This is a genomic window from Streptomyces sp. SAT1 (assembly GCF_001654495.1).
Lineage (GTDB): Bacteria > Actinomycetota > Actinomycetes > Streptomycetales > Streptomycetaceae > Streptomyces > Streptomyces andamanensis.
Window position 1 is genome coordinate 133838 of sequence record NZ_CP015849.1, and the last position, 14985, is coordinate 148822.

Annotated in this window: 17 protein-coding genes; 9 read left to right on the forward strand and 8 right to left on the reverse strand. The window is 72.3% G+C overall.

What is annotated here, in order from left to right; genetic code table 11:
• Positions 1–108 precede the first annotated feature (108 nt).
• Positions 109–282 carry a CsbD family protein gene (locus A8713_RS00530; protein WP_064530864.1) on the forward strand — a complete coding sequence of 58 codons (174 nt, stop codon included), beginning with the start codon at positions 109–111 and terminating at the stop codon, positions 280–282.
• 105 nt (positions 283–387) lie between these two features.
• On the opposite strand, the gene A8713_RS00535 is transcribed toward A8713_RS00530, so the two are convergent.
• Positions 388–759 (reverse strand): VOC family protein, encoded by a 372-nt coding sequence (locus tag A8713_RS00535; RefSeq protein WP_064530865.1) that lies wholly within the window; start codon positions 757–759, stop codon positions 388–390.
• Between the two features lie 78 nt (positions 760–837).
• Here A8713_RS00535 and A8713_RS00540 point away from each other — a divergent pair, with 78 nt between their 5' ends.
• On the forward strand, positions 838–1299 hold the full coding sequence (locus A8713_RS00540; protein WP_064530866.1) for a MarR family winged helix-turn-helix transcriptional regulator: 462 nt from the start codon (positions 838–840) through the stop codon (positions 1297–1299).
• Positions 1300–1320: 21 nt separating this feature from the next.
• On the opposite strand, the gene A8713_RS00545 is transcribed toward A8713_RS00540, so the two are convergent.
• Positions 1321–1698 carry an STAS domain-containing protein gene (locus tag A8713_RS00545; protein WP_382844166.1) on the reverse strand — a complete coding sequence of 126 codons (378 nt, stop codon included), beginning with the start codon at positions 1696–1698 and terminating at the stop codon, positions 1321–1323.
• 138 nt (positions 1699–1836) lie between these two features.
• Between A8713_RS00545 and A8713_RS00550 the strand changes: the two genes are divergently transcribed.
• On the forward strand, positions 1837–2196 hold the full coding sequence (locus A8713_RS00550) for a helix-turn-helix transcriptional regulator (protein WP_064537159.1): 360 nt from the start codon (positions 1837–1839) through the stop codon (positions 2194–2196).
• A 42-nt stretch (positions 2197–2238) separates the two neighbouring features.
• Here the strand turns inward: A8713_RS00550 and A8713_RS00555 are convergent, their stop codons facing one another.
• Positions 2239–2616: a hypothetical protein gene (locus A8713_RS00555; protein WP_064530868.1), complete on the reverse strand. Its 378-nt coding sequence runs from the start codon at positions 2614–2616 to the stop codon at positions 2239–2241.
• Between the two features lie 303 nt (positions 2617–2919).
• Between A8713_RS00555 and A8713_RS00560 the strand changes: the two genes are divergently transcribed.
• On the forward strand, positions 2920–3462 hold the full coding sequence (locus A8713_RS00560) for a DUF4232 domain-containing protein (protein WP_064530869.1): 543 nt from the start codon (positions 2920–2922) through the stop codon (positions 3460–3462).
• Between the two features lie 21 nt (positions 3463–3483).
• Here A8713_RS00560 and A8713_RS00565 read toward each other — a convergent pair whose 3' ends face one another.
• Together A8713_RS00565 and A8713_RS00570 are read right to left on the reverse strand one after the other, a co-directional pair.
• Positions 3484–4080 (reverse strand): HAAS signaling domain-containing protein, encoded by a 597-nt coding sequence (locus A8713_RS00565; RefSeq protein ID WP_064530870.1) that lies wholly within the window; start codon positions 4078–4080, stop codon positions 3484–3486.
• A complete protein-coding gene (locus A8713_RS00570) occupies positions 4077–4460 on the reverse strand; it encodes a PadR family transcriptional regulator (RefSeq protein WP_064530871.1) in 384 nt (127 codons plus the stop codon). Before A8713_RS00570 ends, A8713_RS00565 begins: the two co-directional genes overlap by 4 nt.
• A gap of 148 nt (positions 4461–4608) precedes the next feature.
• On the opposite strand from A8713_RS00570, the gene A8713_RS00575 reads away from it, so the two are divergent.
• On the forward strand, positions 4609–7716 hold the full coding sequence (locus tag A8713_RS00575; protein ID WP_064530872.1) for an NACHT domain-containing protein: 3108 nt from the start codon (positions 4609–4611) through the stop codon (positions 7714–7716).
• On the opposite strand, the gene A8713_RS00580 is transcribed toward A8713_RS00575, so the two are convergent.
• Positions 7704–8114, reverse strand: a complete 411-nt coding sequence (locus A8713_RS00580; RefSeq protein WP_064530873.1) for a (R)-mandelonitrile lyase — start codon at positions 8112–8114, stop codon at positions 7704–7706. The genes A8713_RS00575 and A8713_RS00580 overlap by 13 nt on opposite strands.
• A gap of 197 nt (positions 8115–8311) precedes the next feature.
• Between A8713_RS00580 and A8713_RS00585 the strand changes: the two genes are divergently transcribed.
• Together A8713_RS00585 and A8713_RS00590 are read left to right on the forward strand one after the other, a co-directional pair.
• Positions 8312–9196: a helix-turn-helix transcriptional regulator gene (locus A8713_RS00585; protein ID WP_064530874.1), complete on the forward strand. Its 885-nt coding sequence runs from the start codon at positions 8312–8314 to the stop codon at positions 9194–9196.
• Between the two features lie 79 nt (positions 9197–9275).
• The gene (locus A8713_RS00590) at positions 9276–10352 is read left to right on the forward strand and encodes a polyprenyl synthetase family protein (RefSeq protein ID WP_064530875.1); all 1077 of its coding nucleotides are present in this window, start codon (positions 9276–9278) and stop codon (positions 10350–10352) included.
• A 31-nt stretch (positions 10353–10383) separates the two neighbouring features.
• Here A8713_RS00590 and A8713_RS00595 read toward each other — a convergent pair whose 3' ends face one another.
• A complete protein-coding gene (locus tag A8713_RS00595) occupies positions 10384–11970 on the reverse strand; it encodes a hypothetical protein (RefSeq protein ID WP_064530876.1) in 1587 nt (528 codons plus the stop codon).
• Between the two features lie 481 nt (positions 11971–12451).
• Between A8713_RS00595 and A8713_RS34000 the strand changes: the two genes are divergently transcribed.
• Positions 12452–12631, forward strand: coding sequence for a helix-turn-helix domain-containing protein (locus A8713_RS34000; protein ID WP_237305516.1), 180 nt, complete (start codon positions 12452–12454; stop codon positions 12629–12631).
• On the opposite strand, the gene A8713_RS33430 is transcribed toward A8713_RS34000, so the two are convergent.
• On the reverse strand, positions 12550–13077 hold the full coding sequence (locus A8713_RS33430; protein ID WP_159393054.1) for an MFS transporter: 528 nt from the start codon (positions 13075–13077) through the stop codon (positions 12550–12552). The genes A8713_RS34000 and A8713_RS33430 overlap by 82 nt on opposite strands.
• A gap of 373 nt (positions 13078–13450) precedes the next feature.
• Here A8713_RS33430 and A8713_RS00605 point away from each other — a divergent pair, with 373 nt between their 5' ends.
• Complete coding sequence (locus tag A8713_RS00605) at positions 13451–14983, forward strand: ABC transporter substrate-binding protein (RefSeq protein ID WP_064530878.1); 1533 nt, start codon at positions 13451–13453, stop codon at positions 14981–14983.
• The last annotated feature ends 2 nt before the right edge of the window (positions 14984–14985 follow it).

A 14985-nucleotide genomic window follows, 5' to 3' on the forward strand; every position in this document is an offset into this window, starting at 1 on the left:
CCCTGCATCCCGTCGCGCATTCCTCGGAAAACCTTTGTTTGTGGTGGGGAAGCAGGGGCACGAGGGGGTCATCGCAACACCGGACGACTCTTCGAGGAGGTGCCTGTCATGACCGCGGGCGAGAAGGCCAAGGCGAAGACCGAGCAGGCCGGGGGCGCGGCCAAGGAGGCCGTGGGCAAGGCGCTCGGCAATGAGCGGATGACCGCCGAGGGAAAGGCCGAGAAGAGCCTGGGTGATGCCCGTGAGGCCAAGGAGAAGACCAAGGACGTCTTCAAGGACTGAGATCCCTTTTCCTTCTTTCCTTCGCCCGACCCTCGGAAAGGGGCCTCCCGTTCAGGGAAGGCCCCTTTCCGCTGTGTCCGAGGCCGCTCTGCGAGGTGTTCCGGGTCAGCCGCCGTGCACGGTGAGCCGATATCCCTCGGGGCCGGTGAAGGAGAACATCGGGCCGAACGGACTGTCCTGCAAGGGGCTGACGTCCTCCGTGCCCGCCCGCACCAGTTGTTCGCGTACCGCGCTCGCGTCCGAGGCGCGCAGCCACAGCGCCACGCCCAGGCCGGGGCGGGCACCACCGTCCAGGTCGACGCCCGGAAGCGGCTCGCGCACCGCGAACGCGACCGGGCTGGTGGTGAACACCACCGCGCCGGGCGGAGAGGCGGGCGCGCGGCGCAGTCCGAGGCGCTCCTCGAAGAAGGCGGCCGCGGCGGGCACGTCCTTCACCTGGAGAGCGATGAAATCGGGGCCTTCGACGGTGGCGGACATGGTTCCTCCGGAAGTGAATGTCAGGACTTTGACATAAGAGACCGTAGGTGCCCGCTCCGGGTATGTCAAAATACTGACATGGATGACCGCTCAGCCGTGCCCCCGCCTCATCCGGCCCAGGACGTGACGGAGCATGTGGGGTACCGCCTCAAACGTGCCGCGGCCGCGCTGCGCGGCGCCATGGACAGGGCCCTGCGCGAGCACGGCCTCACCGTCCCGCAGTACTCCTGCCTCGAACTCCTCGATCAGCGGCCCGGCCTGTCCAACGCCGACCTCGCACGCGGCACCTTCGTCACCCGGCAGTCGGCCAACGTCGTCCTGCGCGGCCTGAGAGAGGCCGGCCTCATCACCCGGGCGGCCACCACCGACCACGGCCGCGCCCTGCCCGTCCACCTCACTCCGGCCGGACAGCAGCGCCTGCACGCCGCCCGCGGCGCCGTGTACGCCGTCGAGAAACGCATGATCAGACACATACCCGAAGACCGCCTCACGGCGCTGCTCGCCGACCTCGACGCGATGACGGGCGCGCTCGACGAGTGAGCGCCCGCCCCGCCGCCGGACCTACGCGCCGACGGCTTCCTCCACGGTCGCCCGCGTGTCCAGCACCGCGTCGGCCCCCGTGATCTCCAGGAGCCGCCGGAGCTGGGGCGGCGGTGCGGCCAGCCGCAGGGCGACGGAGCGGCGGGTGCGAAGCATCAGGTTGAGCAGGGACGAGTCGGCGAACCTCACGCCGGAGGCGTCCAGGACCACTCGGGAGCACTCCCCGGCCGCGGCGGCGAGCGCCTCCTCCAGGGGTACGATCGAGTGCTGGTCATAGGCACCGTGCATGACGACGACCCGGACCCCGCGCAGCTCGTACTGCATCACCGCGGCTCCCGCCGAAGCGCGCGAGCCGGTCCGCTCCGGCACCCCCTCGCCCCGCCCGGCAGCACTCGTCATGTCGGACATCGGGGCCTCTTCCCAAGGCACTCTCGGGCTCCTCACTGTCGCCTCCCTCCACAGGAGCCGGTCAGCCATTGCACGAAAAGTATGTCACGTATCCGCGTTCCGGAAACGACGTGCTCTAAAATGCTGGGCATGGTCGCCGTACCCGAATCCCACACCGGCTGGACGTTCATCACCAACCACGCGCGTGTGCTGGCGGCCATCGCCGACAACCCGAACGTCCGGATCCGCGACATCGCCGCCCACTGCCGGCTGACGGAGCGCGCCGTCCAGCGGATCATCTCCGATCTGGAGGAGGCCGGTTACCTCTCCCGCACCCGCGACGGCCGCACGAACACCTACCGCATCGAGCCGGACAAGGTGCTGCGCCACCCGGCTGAGGCCGGCCTCTCCGTGGCCTCCCTGCTCTCCCTCCTGGTGCGCGACGAGACCGAGCGCGGCGCCCAGCCGTCGGCCCGGTCCCCGCGCATGGCGCGCAGCAACGGCTCCTAGGGCGAGGCACGTTCGGGAGAAGGACAGCGGCAGAAGGACGGCTCAGGAGGCGACCGGCGCGATCTCCCCCGCGAAGACGATGACCTGGTCGATGAGGCTCCGCCGCAGATGGACGACATCCGTTCCCGCCAGACGGGGGCCTCCGTCGGGCGTGGTGAAGACCCACTGGTACCGGGCCCATTCGTCAGGCATGTCCACCGCCGAGCAGCGCACCATCGTGCCGGCCCCGGCCGGGTGGCGTCGGATGTCCAGCACGAACCGCTCGACCGCCTCGATTCCTTCACTGCGGCCCAACGGCCCCCAGAAGACCACGTCCGAGGTCAGGGCCTGGGAGAGCAGGGCCGTCACATAGCTGTCGTCCGAGGCGTTGAACGCGGAGATGAACGTGTCGATCGCGGAGCGTGCGGTCTCTTCCTGCATGCCTCAGTAATACCAGCCGGGCCGGCCGGCGGCGAAGCTTGAGGGCGGGGGGGGCGTCGACCGCGGCCTCATGGGTCCGTGTCAGGCGCCGCGATCCGTCCGGTCGCCTCCGTCAGGGGCACCCGCAACTCCCATGGGAACACCAGTGCTTGACAGAGGAGCAAGCGTTCCCATCGGGTCCGGAGATCACACGAAAGGTTCTTCCTGGCACCGAACCTCCTCCGGGTGCCGCGCATCTTCAGGTGCACAGGCGTGCACCGACCTCGCGCGCCGGTCCGTCCTGCGAGGGGAACGCGAAACTCCATGAAGAGCACACTGACCACCGTGGCCCTTGCGGCCGTCGTCGCCGCCGGTACCGCCGCAGCCGCCGTCCCGGCCTCGGCCGCCCCCGCCGCGGCCCGGCCGACCCGCTGCCACACCGCTGATCTGAAGGCCGGCTTCGCCACTGGGGAGGACGCGACGCCGGAGATGAAGCAGACCAAGAAGCAGACGCAGGCGCACATCTGGTTCACGAACCGGAGCAAGCGCACCTGCACCCTGTCCGGCTTCGCCGGCGTCGACATGGTCGGCGCACAGAAGACCGACGGCACCTGGTCGCTGGTGCGGTCCTCCGCGAAGCCCGTGAAGATGACCCTGGAGCGGGGCGACACGGTGGACTTCAGCATCACCCTGCTCCCGGTGGCCGCGTCCACGCCGCGGAAGGAGAAGTTCGTCCCGGCGACGTTCCTGGTCACGCCGCCGGACGAGACGCAGCACTTCACGCTGAAGTGGCCGTTCGGCGGCCAGATCCTCAAGCAGGACGGCGCCACCCACCCGGCCACCTACCTCAACCCGGTCGGGCTGTAGCAACACCGCTGTAGCGACACCTCAGGGCCGGCGGACCCGCCAGAGCCATGCCGCGGCGCCGGTCAGCAGGGCGAGCATCGCCAGGTTGGCCGCCAGGGCCGGGGCACCGCCCGACGGGCCGCCGCTCGACAGGTTCCAGGTGGCGATGACGGCCGTCGGCAGGACGGCGGTGACCAGGACACCGGTGGACTTCTGGACGGCGGTCCAGTGCACCGAGGTGCACAGGAGCACCGCGCCGGTGATGCGGAACAGGACACCGAACAGCGGGCCGGGCAGGCTGGGGAAGACCATCACGAAGGGCAGCGACAGGGTGAGCATCGCGAGCGGGACGAGGGGGTGCACCTTGCCCCGCCGCGCGGGCGTCGGGGCACCGCCCGCGGCCTGCGCCCCGGTGGTCCGCTCCCCCGCCTCGGCCAGCGCCGTCGCCGCGATCGCACGGGGGTCGCCCAGCTCCGCCAGGACCGTGCCGACGGCGACACCGGGGCGCTCGGCGCGTGTGACCTCGATGTGTTCGGCGAGGTCGGCGAGGAGTTCCTGGCGGCGGTCGGCGGGCAGCGCGCCGGCCTCGCGCTCGACGGCGGCGAGGTAGTCGCGTACGGGGTCGGCGGTGGTCTTCATGCGAGGTCTCCGGTGGGGTGGTGCGGGTGGTGCGAAGTGGCCAGGAAGGTGTCGACGGCGTCGCGGAAGCCCGGCCAGACATGGGTGAACTCGTCGAGCGCGGCCCGCCCGCTGTCGGTGAGCGCGTAGTAGCGGCGGGGCGGCCCCGACGCGGACTCCTGCCAGGTGGTGGTGACCAGGTCGTCGCGGCGCAGCCGGGAGAGCAGGGGGTAGACGGTGCCCTGGCTGGTGGCGAGGGCGCCGGAGTCCTCCAGGGCGTGCAGGAGCTCCACGCCGTAGCGGGGACGGTCCCGCATCAGGGCGAGTACGCAGTACTCCAGGACCCCCTTGCGCAGCTGGGCGGCCGCCCGAGCCTGCTTGGTCGAATCACCTGGTTCCATGCGATGCAAGATACCTGGTCGGACAAGTGCCGGGGAAGGAGGGGTCCCCGCACGCCCGGCCGGTGCGGATTCCGGTGTACCGGGGACAGGTGTCCCCGGCCGCCCCTAGGCTCGGTCCGTACGCACTGCGCACGGGGGTGGGAGGCGGATGGAGCCCGCGGTACTCGGAGGCAAACTGGTCTCCGGCCTGGTCGGCTCACTGATCAGGAAACTGTTCGTGGCGGACGGTCCGGGTGCCGGCCTGGTCGACAGGCCTGTGCGGCTCAAGGACCTGGTCTCCTTCCGCGGCGAGAAGCGCGCGCTGGGCGAGAAGGACGTGCACAAGCTCGCGGAGCACCTGGTCCAGCAGGCGATCGACTCACCCGGCGAACGCCCGTTCCGCAGCCGCGAGCGGGTCGCCGTGGCGGACGCGCTGGCCCGGCGGCTGCTCGCCCTCGGTGACCTGGACATGGACGACGTCCAGGCCGTACGGCTCGGCCACCGCGAACTGGCGCGCAGACTGCGCCAACAGGGCCACCAGGGCCACCAAGGGTCTTCACCGGACGGGCTGTCGGCCGACGCCCAGGTCTTCCTCGACTCCGCGACGGAATGGGCCTGTCTGCAGATCCTGGAGTTCTTCACCCGCCGTTCCACCTTCGTGGCGCGCACCCTGGTGGAGCAGACCCGGTCCCAGGCCGATCTCATCGCCAAGGTCGACGAACTGCTGGCCCGCGCCCCGCGCCCCGACGCCCGCGACACCACGTTCGAGCGCGCCTATCTGGACCACCTCGCCACCAAGCACGGCAAGCTCACGATCTACGGCATCGATCTCAGCAACTCGCCGGACCGCTGGCCGCTCGACGCCGCCTACCTCAGCCTGAACGTGATCGGGCACGCGGAGGAACGCGACCGCGACCTCGGGCCGGTGCCTCCCTCCCGCGTCCCCCTCCCCGCCGACCAGGTGCTGAGCAGCCATGAGCGGGTGCTGCTGCGCGGAGTCGCGGGCTCGGGCAAGACCACGCTGATCCAGTGGCTCGCGGTGTCCGCGGCGACCGGCGCCACGGACGACATGGCCTACCTCACCGGCCGGATCCCCTTCGTGCTCCCGCTGCGCACCCTCACCCGGCACGGCGAACGCCTCCCCTCCCCCGCGCGCTTCCTCGCCTCGGTCGGCTGCCCGCTGTCCGGCACCCAGCCGGAGGGCTGGGAGCACCGCGTCCTGTCCGGCGGGCGCGGCCTCGTCCTGGTGGACGGTCTCGACGAGGTCCCGGAGTCCGAACGCGAGCGCGCCCGGACCTGGCTGCGCGACCTGGTGGAGGCGTATCCCGGCAACCGCTGGCTCGTCACCTCGCGTCCCCCGGCCGTGCGCGAGGACTGGCTCGGCGCCGACGGGTTCACCGAACTCGGCCTGTCCTCGATGAGCCCGTCGGACGTGGCCTCCTTCATCCGGCGCTGGCACCGGGCGGCCATCACCGGCGCACCCGACGACGACGCCCTTCTCACCTCCTACGAGGCCCAGTTGCGCGACGCGGTCCGCACCAAGCCCGACCTGGGCCGCCTCGCCACCAACCCGCTGATGTGCGGCCTCATCTGCGCCCTGCACCGCGACCGGCGCGGCTACCTCCCGCACGGCCGCAAGGAGTTGTACGACTCCGCACTCTCCATGCTGCTGGTGCGCCGCGACCGTGAACGGGACATGACGACACCCGAGTTGAGCGAGGAGCCGCAGTTGCAGCTCCTCCAGCGGCTCGCCCACTGGCTCATCCGCAACGGCCGTACGGAGCTGGACCGGAGCCGGGCGGAGCACATCATCGCGCAGGGGCTCCCGGCGGTCCCGGCCGCCCAGGTGCTCGGGGACGCGGGCGCCGTGCTGCGCCACTTCCTGGTCCGCACCGGACTGCTGCTCTCCCCCGCGCCGGAGACGGTCCACTTCGTGCACCGCACGTTCCAGGACCACCTGGGGGCACGGGCGGCCGTGGAGGCCGGTGACTTCGGCCTGCTGGCCGAGCACGCGGCCGACGACCAGTGGTCGGACGTGATCCGGATGGCGGTGGCGCAGGCCCGGCCACGTGAACGGGCCGAGCTGCTGGACCTGTTGACGGCCTCCTCGGACAAGCGGGTGCTCCTGCTGGCCCTCGCGTGCCTGGAACACGCCACGGAGCTGGACCCTGCGGTGCGGCGCCGGGTCGAGGAGGTGACGGCCACCCTGCTGCCGCCCCGCACGGAATCCGACGTCAAGGAACTGGCCGAGGCCGGGCCGCTGGTCCTGGAGCTGCTGCCGGGTCCGCAGGGGCTGTCGGACGAGGAGGCCGAGGCGGTGACCGCGACGGCCGCGCTGATCGGGACGGATGCGGCGGTGCCGGTGCTCGCGCGGTTCCGGGGGCATGCCGCCGTGCGGGTCCGGGTCAATCTGATGCGGGCGTGGGGCTTCTTCGACGCGGAGATGTACGCCGACGAGGTGCTGGCCCATGTGGACAGCAGTGACTTCTTCGTCTTCGCCGATTCGGCCGCCCAAGTGAGGGCTCTGCCACGCCTCGGTGATCGGCTCCGTATCGGCGTGGCAGGCGACCACACCCTCGCGGACATCCGGCGTGCTCTGCCCGAGCGGGTGGAGCACGTCGGCCTCTACCAGAACACGGTGCTGCGCGATCTGCGTCCGCTGCCCTCCTTGTCCTCGGCCCGCGACCTGAACCTGTCGTACTGCCCGGCGGTGGAAGACCTCTCGCCGCTGGCCGAGATGGGCTTGACGTCCCTCTACGTGAGGGAGATCGGCGGGGTGAAGGGGCTGGGCCGCCTCCGCACACTCCGTAGCGCCACCATCGCGACACACCTGCCGCACGGGTTGGCCGCCCTGCCGCAGGACGCCCCGTTCACCCGGCTGGCTCTGGAGGGCGAGGCCCTCAGCGAGCACGGGCTACGCGGTCTGAGCGCATGGTCCGAGCTGACCCACCTTGAGATCCTGGACGTCATCGGCGGCCTCGACCCCGGGGACTGGGCCGAGGCCGCCAGGCTGCCGCACCTCACCGGGCTGTGCATCAGGACGGAACACCTCTCCGGGCTCGCGCACGCCCCGCGACTGCCCACGGTCGAAGCCGTACAGGTCGTGAACGTCCGGCACGACACCGACCTCACCCCGCTGTCCCGCTGCTGCCCGCAGGTACGCACGGTTCACCTCTATCCGGAGCACAACTCCGAGGATCTGCTTCCAGCTCCCCACGAAGCCCTCTTCCCCGGCGCCAAGGTCACGATTCAGCCATCCCGTCCCTACTTCTTCTGACGCTCCCCGCCGTACTGCTCCTCCGTCACAGCCTCGGCCCACCGGGTCTCCGGGGTGTCGTCACCCGTGCCTTCCCACAGGGCGATGTGCTCCATGAAGCGGTCGGGGGCGGCGCCGTGCCAGTGCTCCTCGCCGGGCGGGCAGGCGACGGTCCGGCCGGGGTGGGCTTCCAGGACGGTGCCGTCCCGGGTGCCGATCAGGGCGATGCCGGAGACGACGTAGAGGGTCTGGCCCACGGCGTGCGCGTGCCAGTGGGTCCGGGCGCCGGGGGCGAAGCGGACGAGGTTGGCCCGCATTCGGGAGGGTTCCCGGCCGGCGACGATGACGTCCCACCACACGTCTCCGGTGAACCAGTCCGCGGGTGCCTTGCTGGTGGGCTGGAGGTCGATGAGTTCCATTGGGTGCTTCCTGTCGGGTCGGACGGGTCGGCTTCGTGGTACGGCCACAGGCCCGAGCGGAACTCGCCGCTCGGACCTGTGGGCGCCGGGTTCCGTCCCTTCCAGGAAACCGCTGCTCCGGGCGGGAAGCGAGTCACCGGTGAAGGGTGTACCGGCAGTACATCGCTCAGGGGGCCTGCGGGACGTACCGTCGAGGCATGGACAACCGTGATGAGGTCCGCGACTTCCTGACCTCGCGGCGCGCCAGGATCAGCCCCGGGCAGGCCGGCCTGCCCGAAGGACCCCGGCGCCGGGTGCCGGGCCTGCGCCGCAGTGAGGTCGCGGCCCTGGCCGACATGAGCGTCGAGTACTACGCCAAGCTCGAACGCGGCAGCCTCGCCGGGGTCTCCCCTGCCGTCCTGGAGTCCGTGGCCCGCGTGCTGCGGCTGGACGACGCCGAGCGCGCCCATCTGCTGAACCTCGCCCAGGCGGCGGACGGCACCGACGTCCTGGCCCGCCCGCGCCGTCGGCGCACCGGGGACCGGTGGAAGATCCACCGCAGCCTCCAGTGGACGCTGGACGCCGTCACGGCGGGACCGGCCTTCGTACGCAACGGCCGCCTGGACGTCCTGGCGACGAACCAGCTCGCCCGCGCCTTCCACCGCGACCTCTACGCCACCCCCGGCAACCAGGCCAACCTCGCCCGGTTCCAGTTCCTCGACCCGGCCTCCCGCCGCTTCTACCCCGACTGGGACATGTTCGCCGCGGTGACCGTGGCCATCCTGCGCACCGAGGCGGGCCGCAACCCCCACGACCGGGACCTGCACGACCTCATCGGTGAACTGGCCACCCGCAGCGAGGAGTTCCGTACCCGGTGGGGCGCTCACGACGTCCGCCACCACGGCACCGGGACCAAGCACTTCCACCATGACATCGTCGGTGAGGTCACGCTCGCCTACGAGGGCCTCGAACTGGCCGCCGAGCCCGGCCTGACCATGACCGTCTACGCCGCCGAGCCCGGCTCGGCGTCCGAGGAGGCCCTGCGTCTGCTCGCCTCCTGGGCCGCCACCCACGAGAGCCCGGCACCGGACGTGCGGGCCTGAGGGGCCGGGTGGTGTTGAATGCGGGCCGGTGGTGCCGGCCGGCGCCACTCTGCTTCCGCCGACCGACCCGGGGAGAACGATGACCGCTGGAGACGAGACCGGTGTCCGCGAGCGGCTCACCGGCCACCGGGACCGCTTCGACGCCCGGTTCGCGCGCTACTTCGACACGGTCGCCCGAGAGCGGCCCTCGCGCGGGGTGTTCGTGCCCGAGGCACTGGAGCTGGTGCGGGACATGTCGTTGCGCGGCGGGAAGCGGCTGCGGGTCGCGCTGCTGTACGAGGCGGCCCGGCTGGTGACCCCCGATGCCGTGGCCGGGCTGGAGGAGGCCGCGCTCAGCATGGAGCTGCTGCACACGCACGGGCTGATCCACGACGACATCATCGACGACTCCCCCGTGCGCCGGGGGGCGCCGTCGGTGTACTACGCGTACCGCGAGCGCTTCCCCGGCCGTCCGCAGACGGCCCTGGGGCTGGCGGTCCTGGCCGGGGACCTGGCCGCGTTCCTGTCGCTGCGGGTCCTGCTCACCGCGCCCGTGCCGCCGGAGCTGCGGCAGGCGATGGCAGCCGTCCAGGCGACGGCGGGGGCCGACACGGTCGCCGGTCAGATCCTGGACCTGGAACGGGACTTCGGCCCGGTCCCCGACCGGGAGATGCTGGACCTGGTGTCCGAGTACAAGAGCGCCCGGTACTCGGTGCTCGCCCCGCTGCGGCTGGGTCTGCTCGCGGCGGGCGCGGACCCCGCCGTCCATGACAAGGATCTCGCGCGGTACGCGACGCTGGTGGGGGTCGGCGGACAGCTGCGCGACGACTACCTGGACCTGTTCGCGGACTCCGACACGGTCGGCAAACCGGCCGGATCGGATCTCCGGGAGGGGCGCCGCAGTTACGCGGTGTGCGCGGTGCTGGCAGCGGCGACCGGCCGCGAGCGGGAGATCGTGGAGGCCGCGCTCACCGGCCCCGGCTGCCGGCCGGAGACGGTCGAACAGATCCGTGACATCGCTCGCCGGCACGGCGTCGACGAGCGGATGCGCGCGGACCTGCACCGGCTCGCCGAGGAGGCGGCCTCGGTCGCGGCGGGCTGGCGGCCGCGGTGGCGCGAGGAGGCCGTCGCGTTCTTCGAGCGGCTGCCGTTGTGGGCCGCGCGCCGCGCCCGGTGACCCCGAGGCCCGTGCCGGCGCGGCCGGCCGGTCACTGCCGGCTGATCGACCGGGTGATGCCGGTGGCGGTGGTGGTGGCCAGGATCCAGCCCGCTGCGGTCAGCGCGTAGGCGAGCCACTGGCCGGTGCCCCGCGGGGCGAAGGCGGTCTCCTGGCCGAAGGCGCTGATCGGGACGAGCAGGTCGAGGGTGTAGAAGAGGGCGTTGAACGGCGGTGCCTTGTCCGCTTCCAGGGGTGCGGGGCGGTGTGCGCCGAAGAAGAGCGCGCCGCAGCAGAGCAGGGCCAGGAGCCAGAGCCCGGCGCGGAGCGGACGGTAGCCGTAGCCGATGGTCGCGTCCTGGACGTAGCCCCACAGGCGTGTGTGCGGGGGCAGCAGGGAGCGGCGACGGCGCTGCTTGGCGAGCAGGACCGTGCGTGCCTCGTCCTCGTGCCCGAGCCGGCGGTAGGCCGCCGCGAGCTGTTCGTAGGGCTGCGGATGGTAGCCGTCGCTGCCGCGCCGGAGCCAGCGGAGCCGTTCGGCGGCCGTCAGCGGGGCGGCGAGGGCCGTGTAGGCAGTGTCGGCCAGCCGCAGGTCGGCGGGCCAGGTGGCCGGGGTGTCGTAGAGGGTGCCCAGGTGGGCGTTGCTCGCGTCGACGGCGCCCTCGGCCGGCCGCCGGGTGCGCAGGTCGGTCTCGCGGGCCTGGGTGAGCCGGAGGGAGAGGGCGGTGCCGCCGGGGTTGGTCAGTGTGGCGTCCCGGAGGCTGAGCCGGGTACCGATGCGGCTGCCGTCGAGCGTGACGCCGCCGTTCACGGTGAGGCCCAGGCCGAGGTCGAAGTTGCGGGCGACGCTGACGTCGACGGCCTCCAGCGCGATGTCACCGGCGTTGTCCAGCCGGGCGCCGCAGAAGCCGATCGCCGCCGCGACCGTGGCGCCGGAGAGGATGACCCGTCCTTCGGCGCTGAAGCCCGGATGGCAGGTGAAGTCCTCGGTGACCTGGACGTGGTAGGCGTCGAGGGCGTGGCCGCCCGGGTTGCTGAGCGTGGCGCGCTCCAGGTCCAACTCGCCCGACAGGGCGGCGCCGGTGAGCCGGAACGCGCCCCGGACGGTGAGACCGGTGCCCAGGACGTCGCCGCCCGTGGTGAGGCGCACCGCGGAGATCGCCACGGTGCCGGGTGCGGTGATCACGGCTTCGCGGAGGTCCAGGTCGCTGTGGATCTGGGCGCGGGTGAGGACGAGGGGTCCGGTCAGGCGGGAGCGGGACAGGACCAGCCGGCCGTCGATCCTGGCCGTGTCGGCGGCGAGGCCCGGCAGGGCGCAGCCGGTGAGGGTGAGGTCGCGCAGGCTCGCGCCCTGGAGCAGGGGCACTTCGTCGAAGGCGCACTCGTCCAGGACGACGGGTGCCGTGATCTCGGCGAAGCGCAGGTCCAGCCGGCCGGTGACACGGGCTCCCCTCAGGCGCAGCGCCGGGCGGTCGCCGGGGGCGGGGGCGGCACCGGCGCCCGTCAGCAGCGCGGCGACGGCCTCGGCCCGTATCTCCGGGTCGTGAGCGGGTGGGCCGTCGCGGACGTCGACGGTGCCGCCGTGGGCGAAGGCGTGCCACAACCGGCTCTCGCGGGGGCTGAGTTCGTCGGGACGCATGGTCGTCGATCATTCCCGTGCGGGATGGGCCGGGGCAAGGTCTCGTGCGGGCGCCGCGCCGAAGTGCCCGGCGTAGGGTGGGCTGTTGTGAGCGGCCCGGGGCGTATCAGCATCAGCTATGAGGAGCGTGCGGGCATCGTCATCCCGCTCGCGGCGGGCGGCGGACTGCCCACGCACAGCCATCCGCAGCACCAGTTGGCCTGGGCGCCGGACGGTGTGCTGACGATGGGGGCGGGTGACTTCCGCTGGGTCGTGCAGCGGTCGCGCGCCCTGTGGATCCCCGGTGGGGTGGAGCACGGGGTCCTGCCCGGCGCGTCGGGCGCGATGCTCTCGCTGTACTTCGAACCGGACGGCTGCCCGCTCCGGTGGGTTTCCCCGACGATCGTCGACGCCACCGGGCTGGTGGGGCCGCTGCTGTCCTACCTGATGGAGCTGGACGGCGGTGCGTACGCTCACGCGCCGGTTCCGCGCGGAGACCGGGGTGGGTTTCGCGAGCCGGCGGACGCTTCGGCGGCTCGATGCCGCGCTGCCGCTGCTGGGCGCGGGGCAGCCGATCGCGCGGGTCGCCCGCGCGGTCGGCTACCGGACCGCGAGCGCCTTCATCGCCGCCTTCCGGCGGGAGCTCGGCACCACTCCTGCCGCGTACTTCGGCGCGCCGTAGACGCCGATCGCCTTCGCCCGTGCGGCGGGCTCGGAGAAGGCGGCCGACAGCAGGGGCAGCGCGGTGGCGAAGAGCATGGCCGCGCCGACGCTCTGCACCGCGCGCTGGACGTCGAGCTGCACGATGCCGCCGACGAGGGTGAGGGCCAGCGACGCGCCGGTGAACACGGCCATGCCGGCCAGGAACACGCGCTTGCGTCCGAACCGGTCGCCGAGTGTGGCGAAGGTCAGCAGGAGGCCGGCCAGCGGGATCGAGTAGGCGTCGACGACCCACTGGAGGCCGTCGATGGAGGCGTCGAACCGCGTGCGGATGTCGGCGAGTGCCGCGGTGACGACGGTCGCGTCGAGCATCAGCATGAAGATCGCGGCACAGACCATGAACAGCACCGTGCCGGGGCGGCGTGGCATGTCGACGGGTGGTGTTCCGCGGGTGTCGGTCGCGGTCAAGGCATGGGTTCCCCCTGGTGGGCGGGTATGGGATGCGGATGCGGGGACACCGCCGTGGGGTGGGGGCCGGTGCCGCACCGATCGCGCTAGGGGCCGGCCGGTCCGACGGAAATGACGTACCAGGACGGGCAGTGTCGCGCAGCGGACAACCTGGGGCCGGGCCGCGTCGGGCCGCGCCGGGCCGTCGGTTCCGGCGGCGGGTGGCGCGGCCGCCGGGTCGCCCTCCTGACCGGTCGCCGCGTCGCCCTCCTGACCGGCTGCCGCGTCGCCCGCGTGACCAGTCCCACACCGCCCGCTATTGCATGATCGTTGCAATTGCTTATTGGATGCGTGTGCCGTGGTTCTGGAGCAACAGGCTGAAAGGGACGTCCACATGCCGGTCACCCCCACCCGCCGGAGTGTGCTCACCGCGGCGGCCGCGGCAGGCGCCGGGCTGCTCACCGGCTGCTCGGCCGCGGACTCCGGGTCCTCCTCGCCGAAGAAGGGCGGGACGTTGCGCGCGGCCTTTCCGGGTGCGGGGGTGAAGGAGACGATGGACCCGCACGCGCAGCGGCAGTTCGTCGACATCGCCCGGCACAAGGCCGTCTTCGACAAACTCGTCGAACTCGACTCCACGCTGCGGCCGGTGCCGCGGCTGGCCCGCTCCTGGTCGAGCGACGCCGAGGCCCGGGTGTGGCGGTTCGAGCTGCGGGAGGCGCGGTTCCACGACGGGCACGCCCTCACCCCGGACGACGTGCTGTACAGCCTCTCCCGGATCCTCGACCCGCGCGCCGCCGACCATCTGGCGAAGAACTCCCTGGCCCACATCGATCTGCCCAACTGCCGCAAGGTGGGCCGACGGAGTGTGGAGATCGCGCTCACCCGGCCGAACGCCGAACTGCCCGGCCAGTTGGCGATGACCGGCACACCCGTCGTCCGCGACGGCTGGAACGACCCGCGCCACCCCGTCGGCACCGGCCCGTTCCGGTTCGTCTCCTTCACCGCGGGACGCGAGTTCACCGGGCGCCGCTTCGACGGCCACTGGAACGGCGCCCCGCACCTGGACGAGGTGCGGATCCTGTCCGCCGAGACCGAGGCGCGCGCCGCCGCGGTACGCAGCGGGGAGGTGCACTTCGCGCACGAGATGACGCCGACCTTCGCCCGTACGGTGCAGCACGACAGCCGGGTACGGGTGGTGGCGACCAGACGCAGCGGGGTCCAGGGCTTCGCGCTGAAGACGGACCGGGCGCCGTTCGACGACCCGCAGGCGGCGATGGCCGTCAAGCTCCTCGTGGACCGCAGGCGGCTGGTGGACGTGGTCTGCTCGGGCCGCGCCGAGATCGGCAACGACGTGTACGGCAAGGGCTACACGTACTACCCGGACGGTCTCGAGCAGCGCGAGCGGGACGTGGCCGAGGCGCGGCGGCTGCTCAGGCGCACCGGTCTGTACAACAAGAAGGTGACCTTCTACACCTCCACGGCGGCAGACGGATTCGCGCAGGCCGCCCACCTGTTCACCGAGCAGGCCGGTGAGGCAGGGCTGAGGGTGGAGGTCGTCGACGGGCCGCCGGAGTCGTACTTCACCGACGTACTGAGCAAGGGCACCGTCACCAACCACCGGTGCGGTGCCATGACCATCCCGACCTACCTCAGCGAGCGGCTGCTGAGCGACGCCCCGCAGAACGCGACGGCCTGGAGGCACCGGGACTTCGACGAGGCGTTCACCGCCGCACGGGCCGTGGCGGACGACGGCAGGCGCACCGAGCGGTACCGCGCGGTGCAGACGACGCTGCGCGACCGGGGCGGTCTGGTGCTGTGGGGGCATCCGGAGTGGCTGAACGCCGTGTCCCGCACCGTGCGGGGTGTGCGGGAGGCGCCGCCCAACACGGTGGACTGGGCGCGGTTCGACACGGTGTGGCTGGGCTGAGC

Coding starts and splice junctions, on each gene's coding strand:
- A8713_RS00530 (WP_064530864.1), top strand. CDS start 109: ATGACCGCGGGCGAGAAGGCCAAGGCGAAGACCGAGCAGGCCGGGGGC.
- A8713_RS00535 (WP_064530865.1), bottom strand. CDS start 759: ATGTCCGCCACCGTCGAAGGCCCCGATTTCATCGCTCTCCAGGTGAAG.
- A8713_RS00540 (WP_064530866.1), top strand. CDS start 838: ATGGATGACCGCTCAGCCGTGCCCCCGCCTCATCCGGCCCAGGACGTG.
- A8713_RS00545 (WP_382844166.1), bottom strand. CDS start 1,698: ATGACGAGTGCTGCCGGGCGGGGCGAGGGGGTGCCGGAGCGGACCGGC.
- A8713_RS00550 (WP_064537159.1), top strand. CDS start 1,837: ATGGTCGCCGTACCCGAATCCCACACCGGCTGGACGTTCATCACCAAC.
- A8713_RS00555 (WP_064530868.1), bottom strand. CDS start 2,616: ATGCAGGAAGAGACCGCACGCTCCGCGATCGACACGTTCATCTCCGCG.
- A8713_RS00560 (WP_064530869.1), top strand. CDS start 2,920: ATGAAGAGCACACTGACCACCGTGGCCCTTGCGGCCGTCGTCGCCGCC.
- A8713_RS00565 (WP_064530870.1), bottom strand. CDS start 4,080: ATGAAGACCACCGCCGACCCCGTACGCGACTACCTCGCCGCCGTCGAG.
- A8713_RS00570 (WP_064530871.1), bottom strand. CDS start 4,460: ATGGAACCAGGTGATTCGACCAAGCAGGCTCGGGCGGCCGCCCAGCTG.
- A8713_RS00575 (WP_064530872.1), top strand. CDS start 4,609: ATGGAGCCCGCGGTACTCGGAGGCAAACTGGTCTCCGGCCTGGTCGGC.
- A8713_RS00580 (WP_064530873.1), bottom strand. CDS start 8,114: ATGGAACTCATCGACCTCCAGCCCACCAGCAAGGCACCCGCGGACTGG.
- A8713_RS00585 (WP_064530874.1), top strand. CDS start 8,312: ATGGACAACCGTGATGAGGTCCGCGACTTCCTGACCTCGCGGCGCGCC.
- A8713_RS00590 (WP_064530875.1), top strand. CDS start 9,276: ATGACCGCTGGAGACGAGACCGGTGTCCGCGAGCGGCTCACCGGCCAC.
- A8713_RS00595 (WP_064530876.1), bottom strand. CDS start 11,970: ATGCGTCCCGACGAACTCAGCCCCCGCGAGAGCCGGTTGTGGCACGCC.
- A8713_RS00605 (WP_064530878.1), top strand. CDS start 13,451: ATGCCGGTCACCCCCACCCGCCGGAGTGTGCTCACCGCGGCGGCCGCG.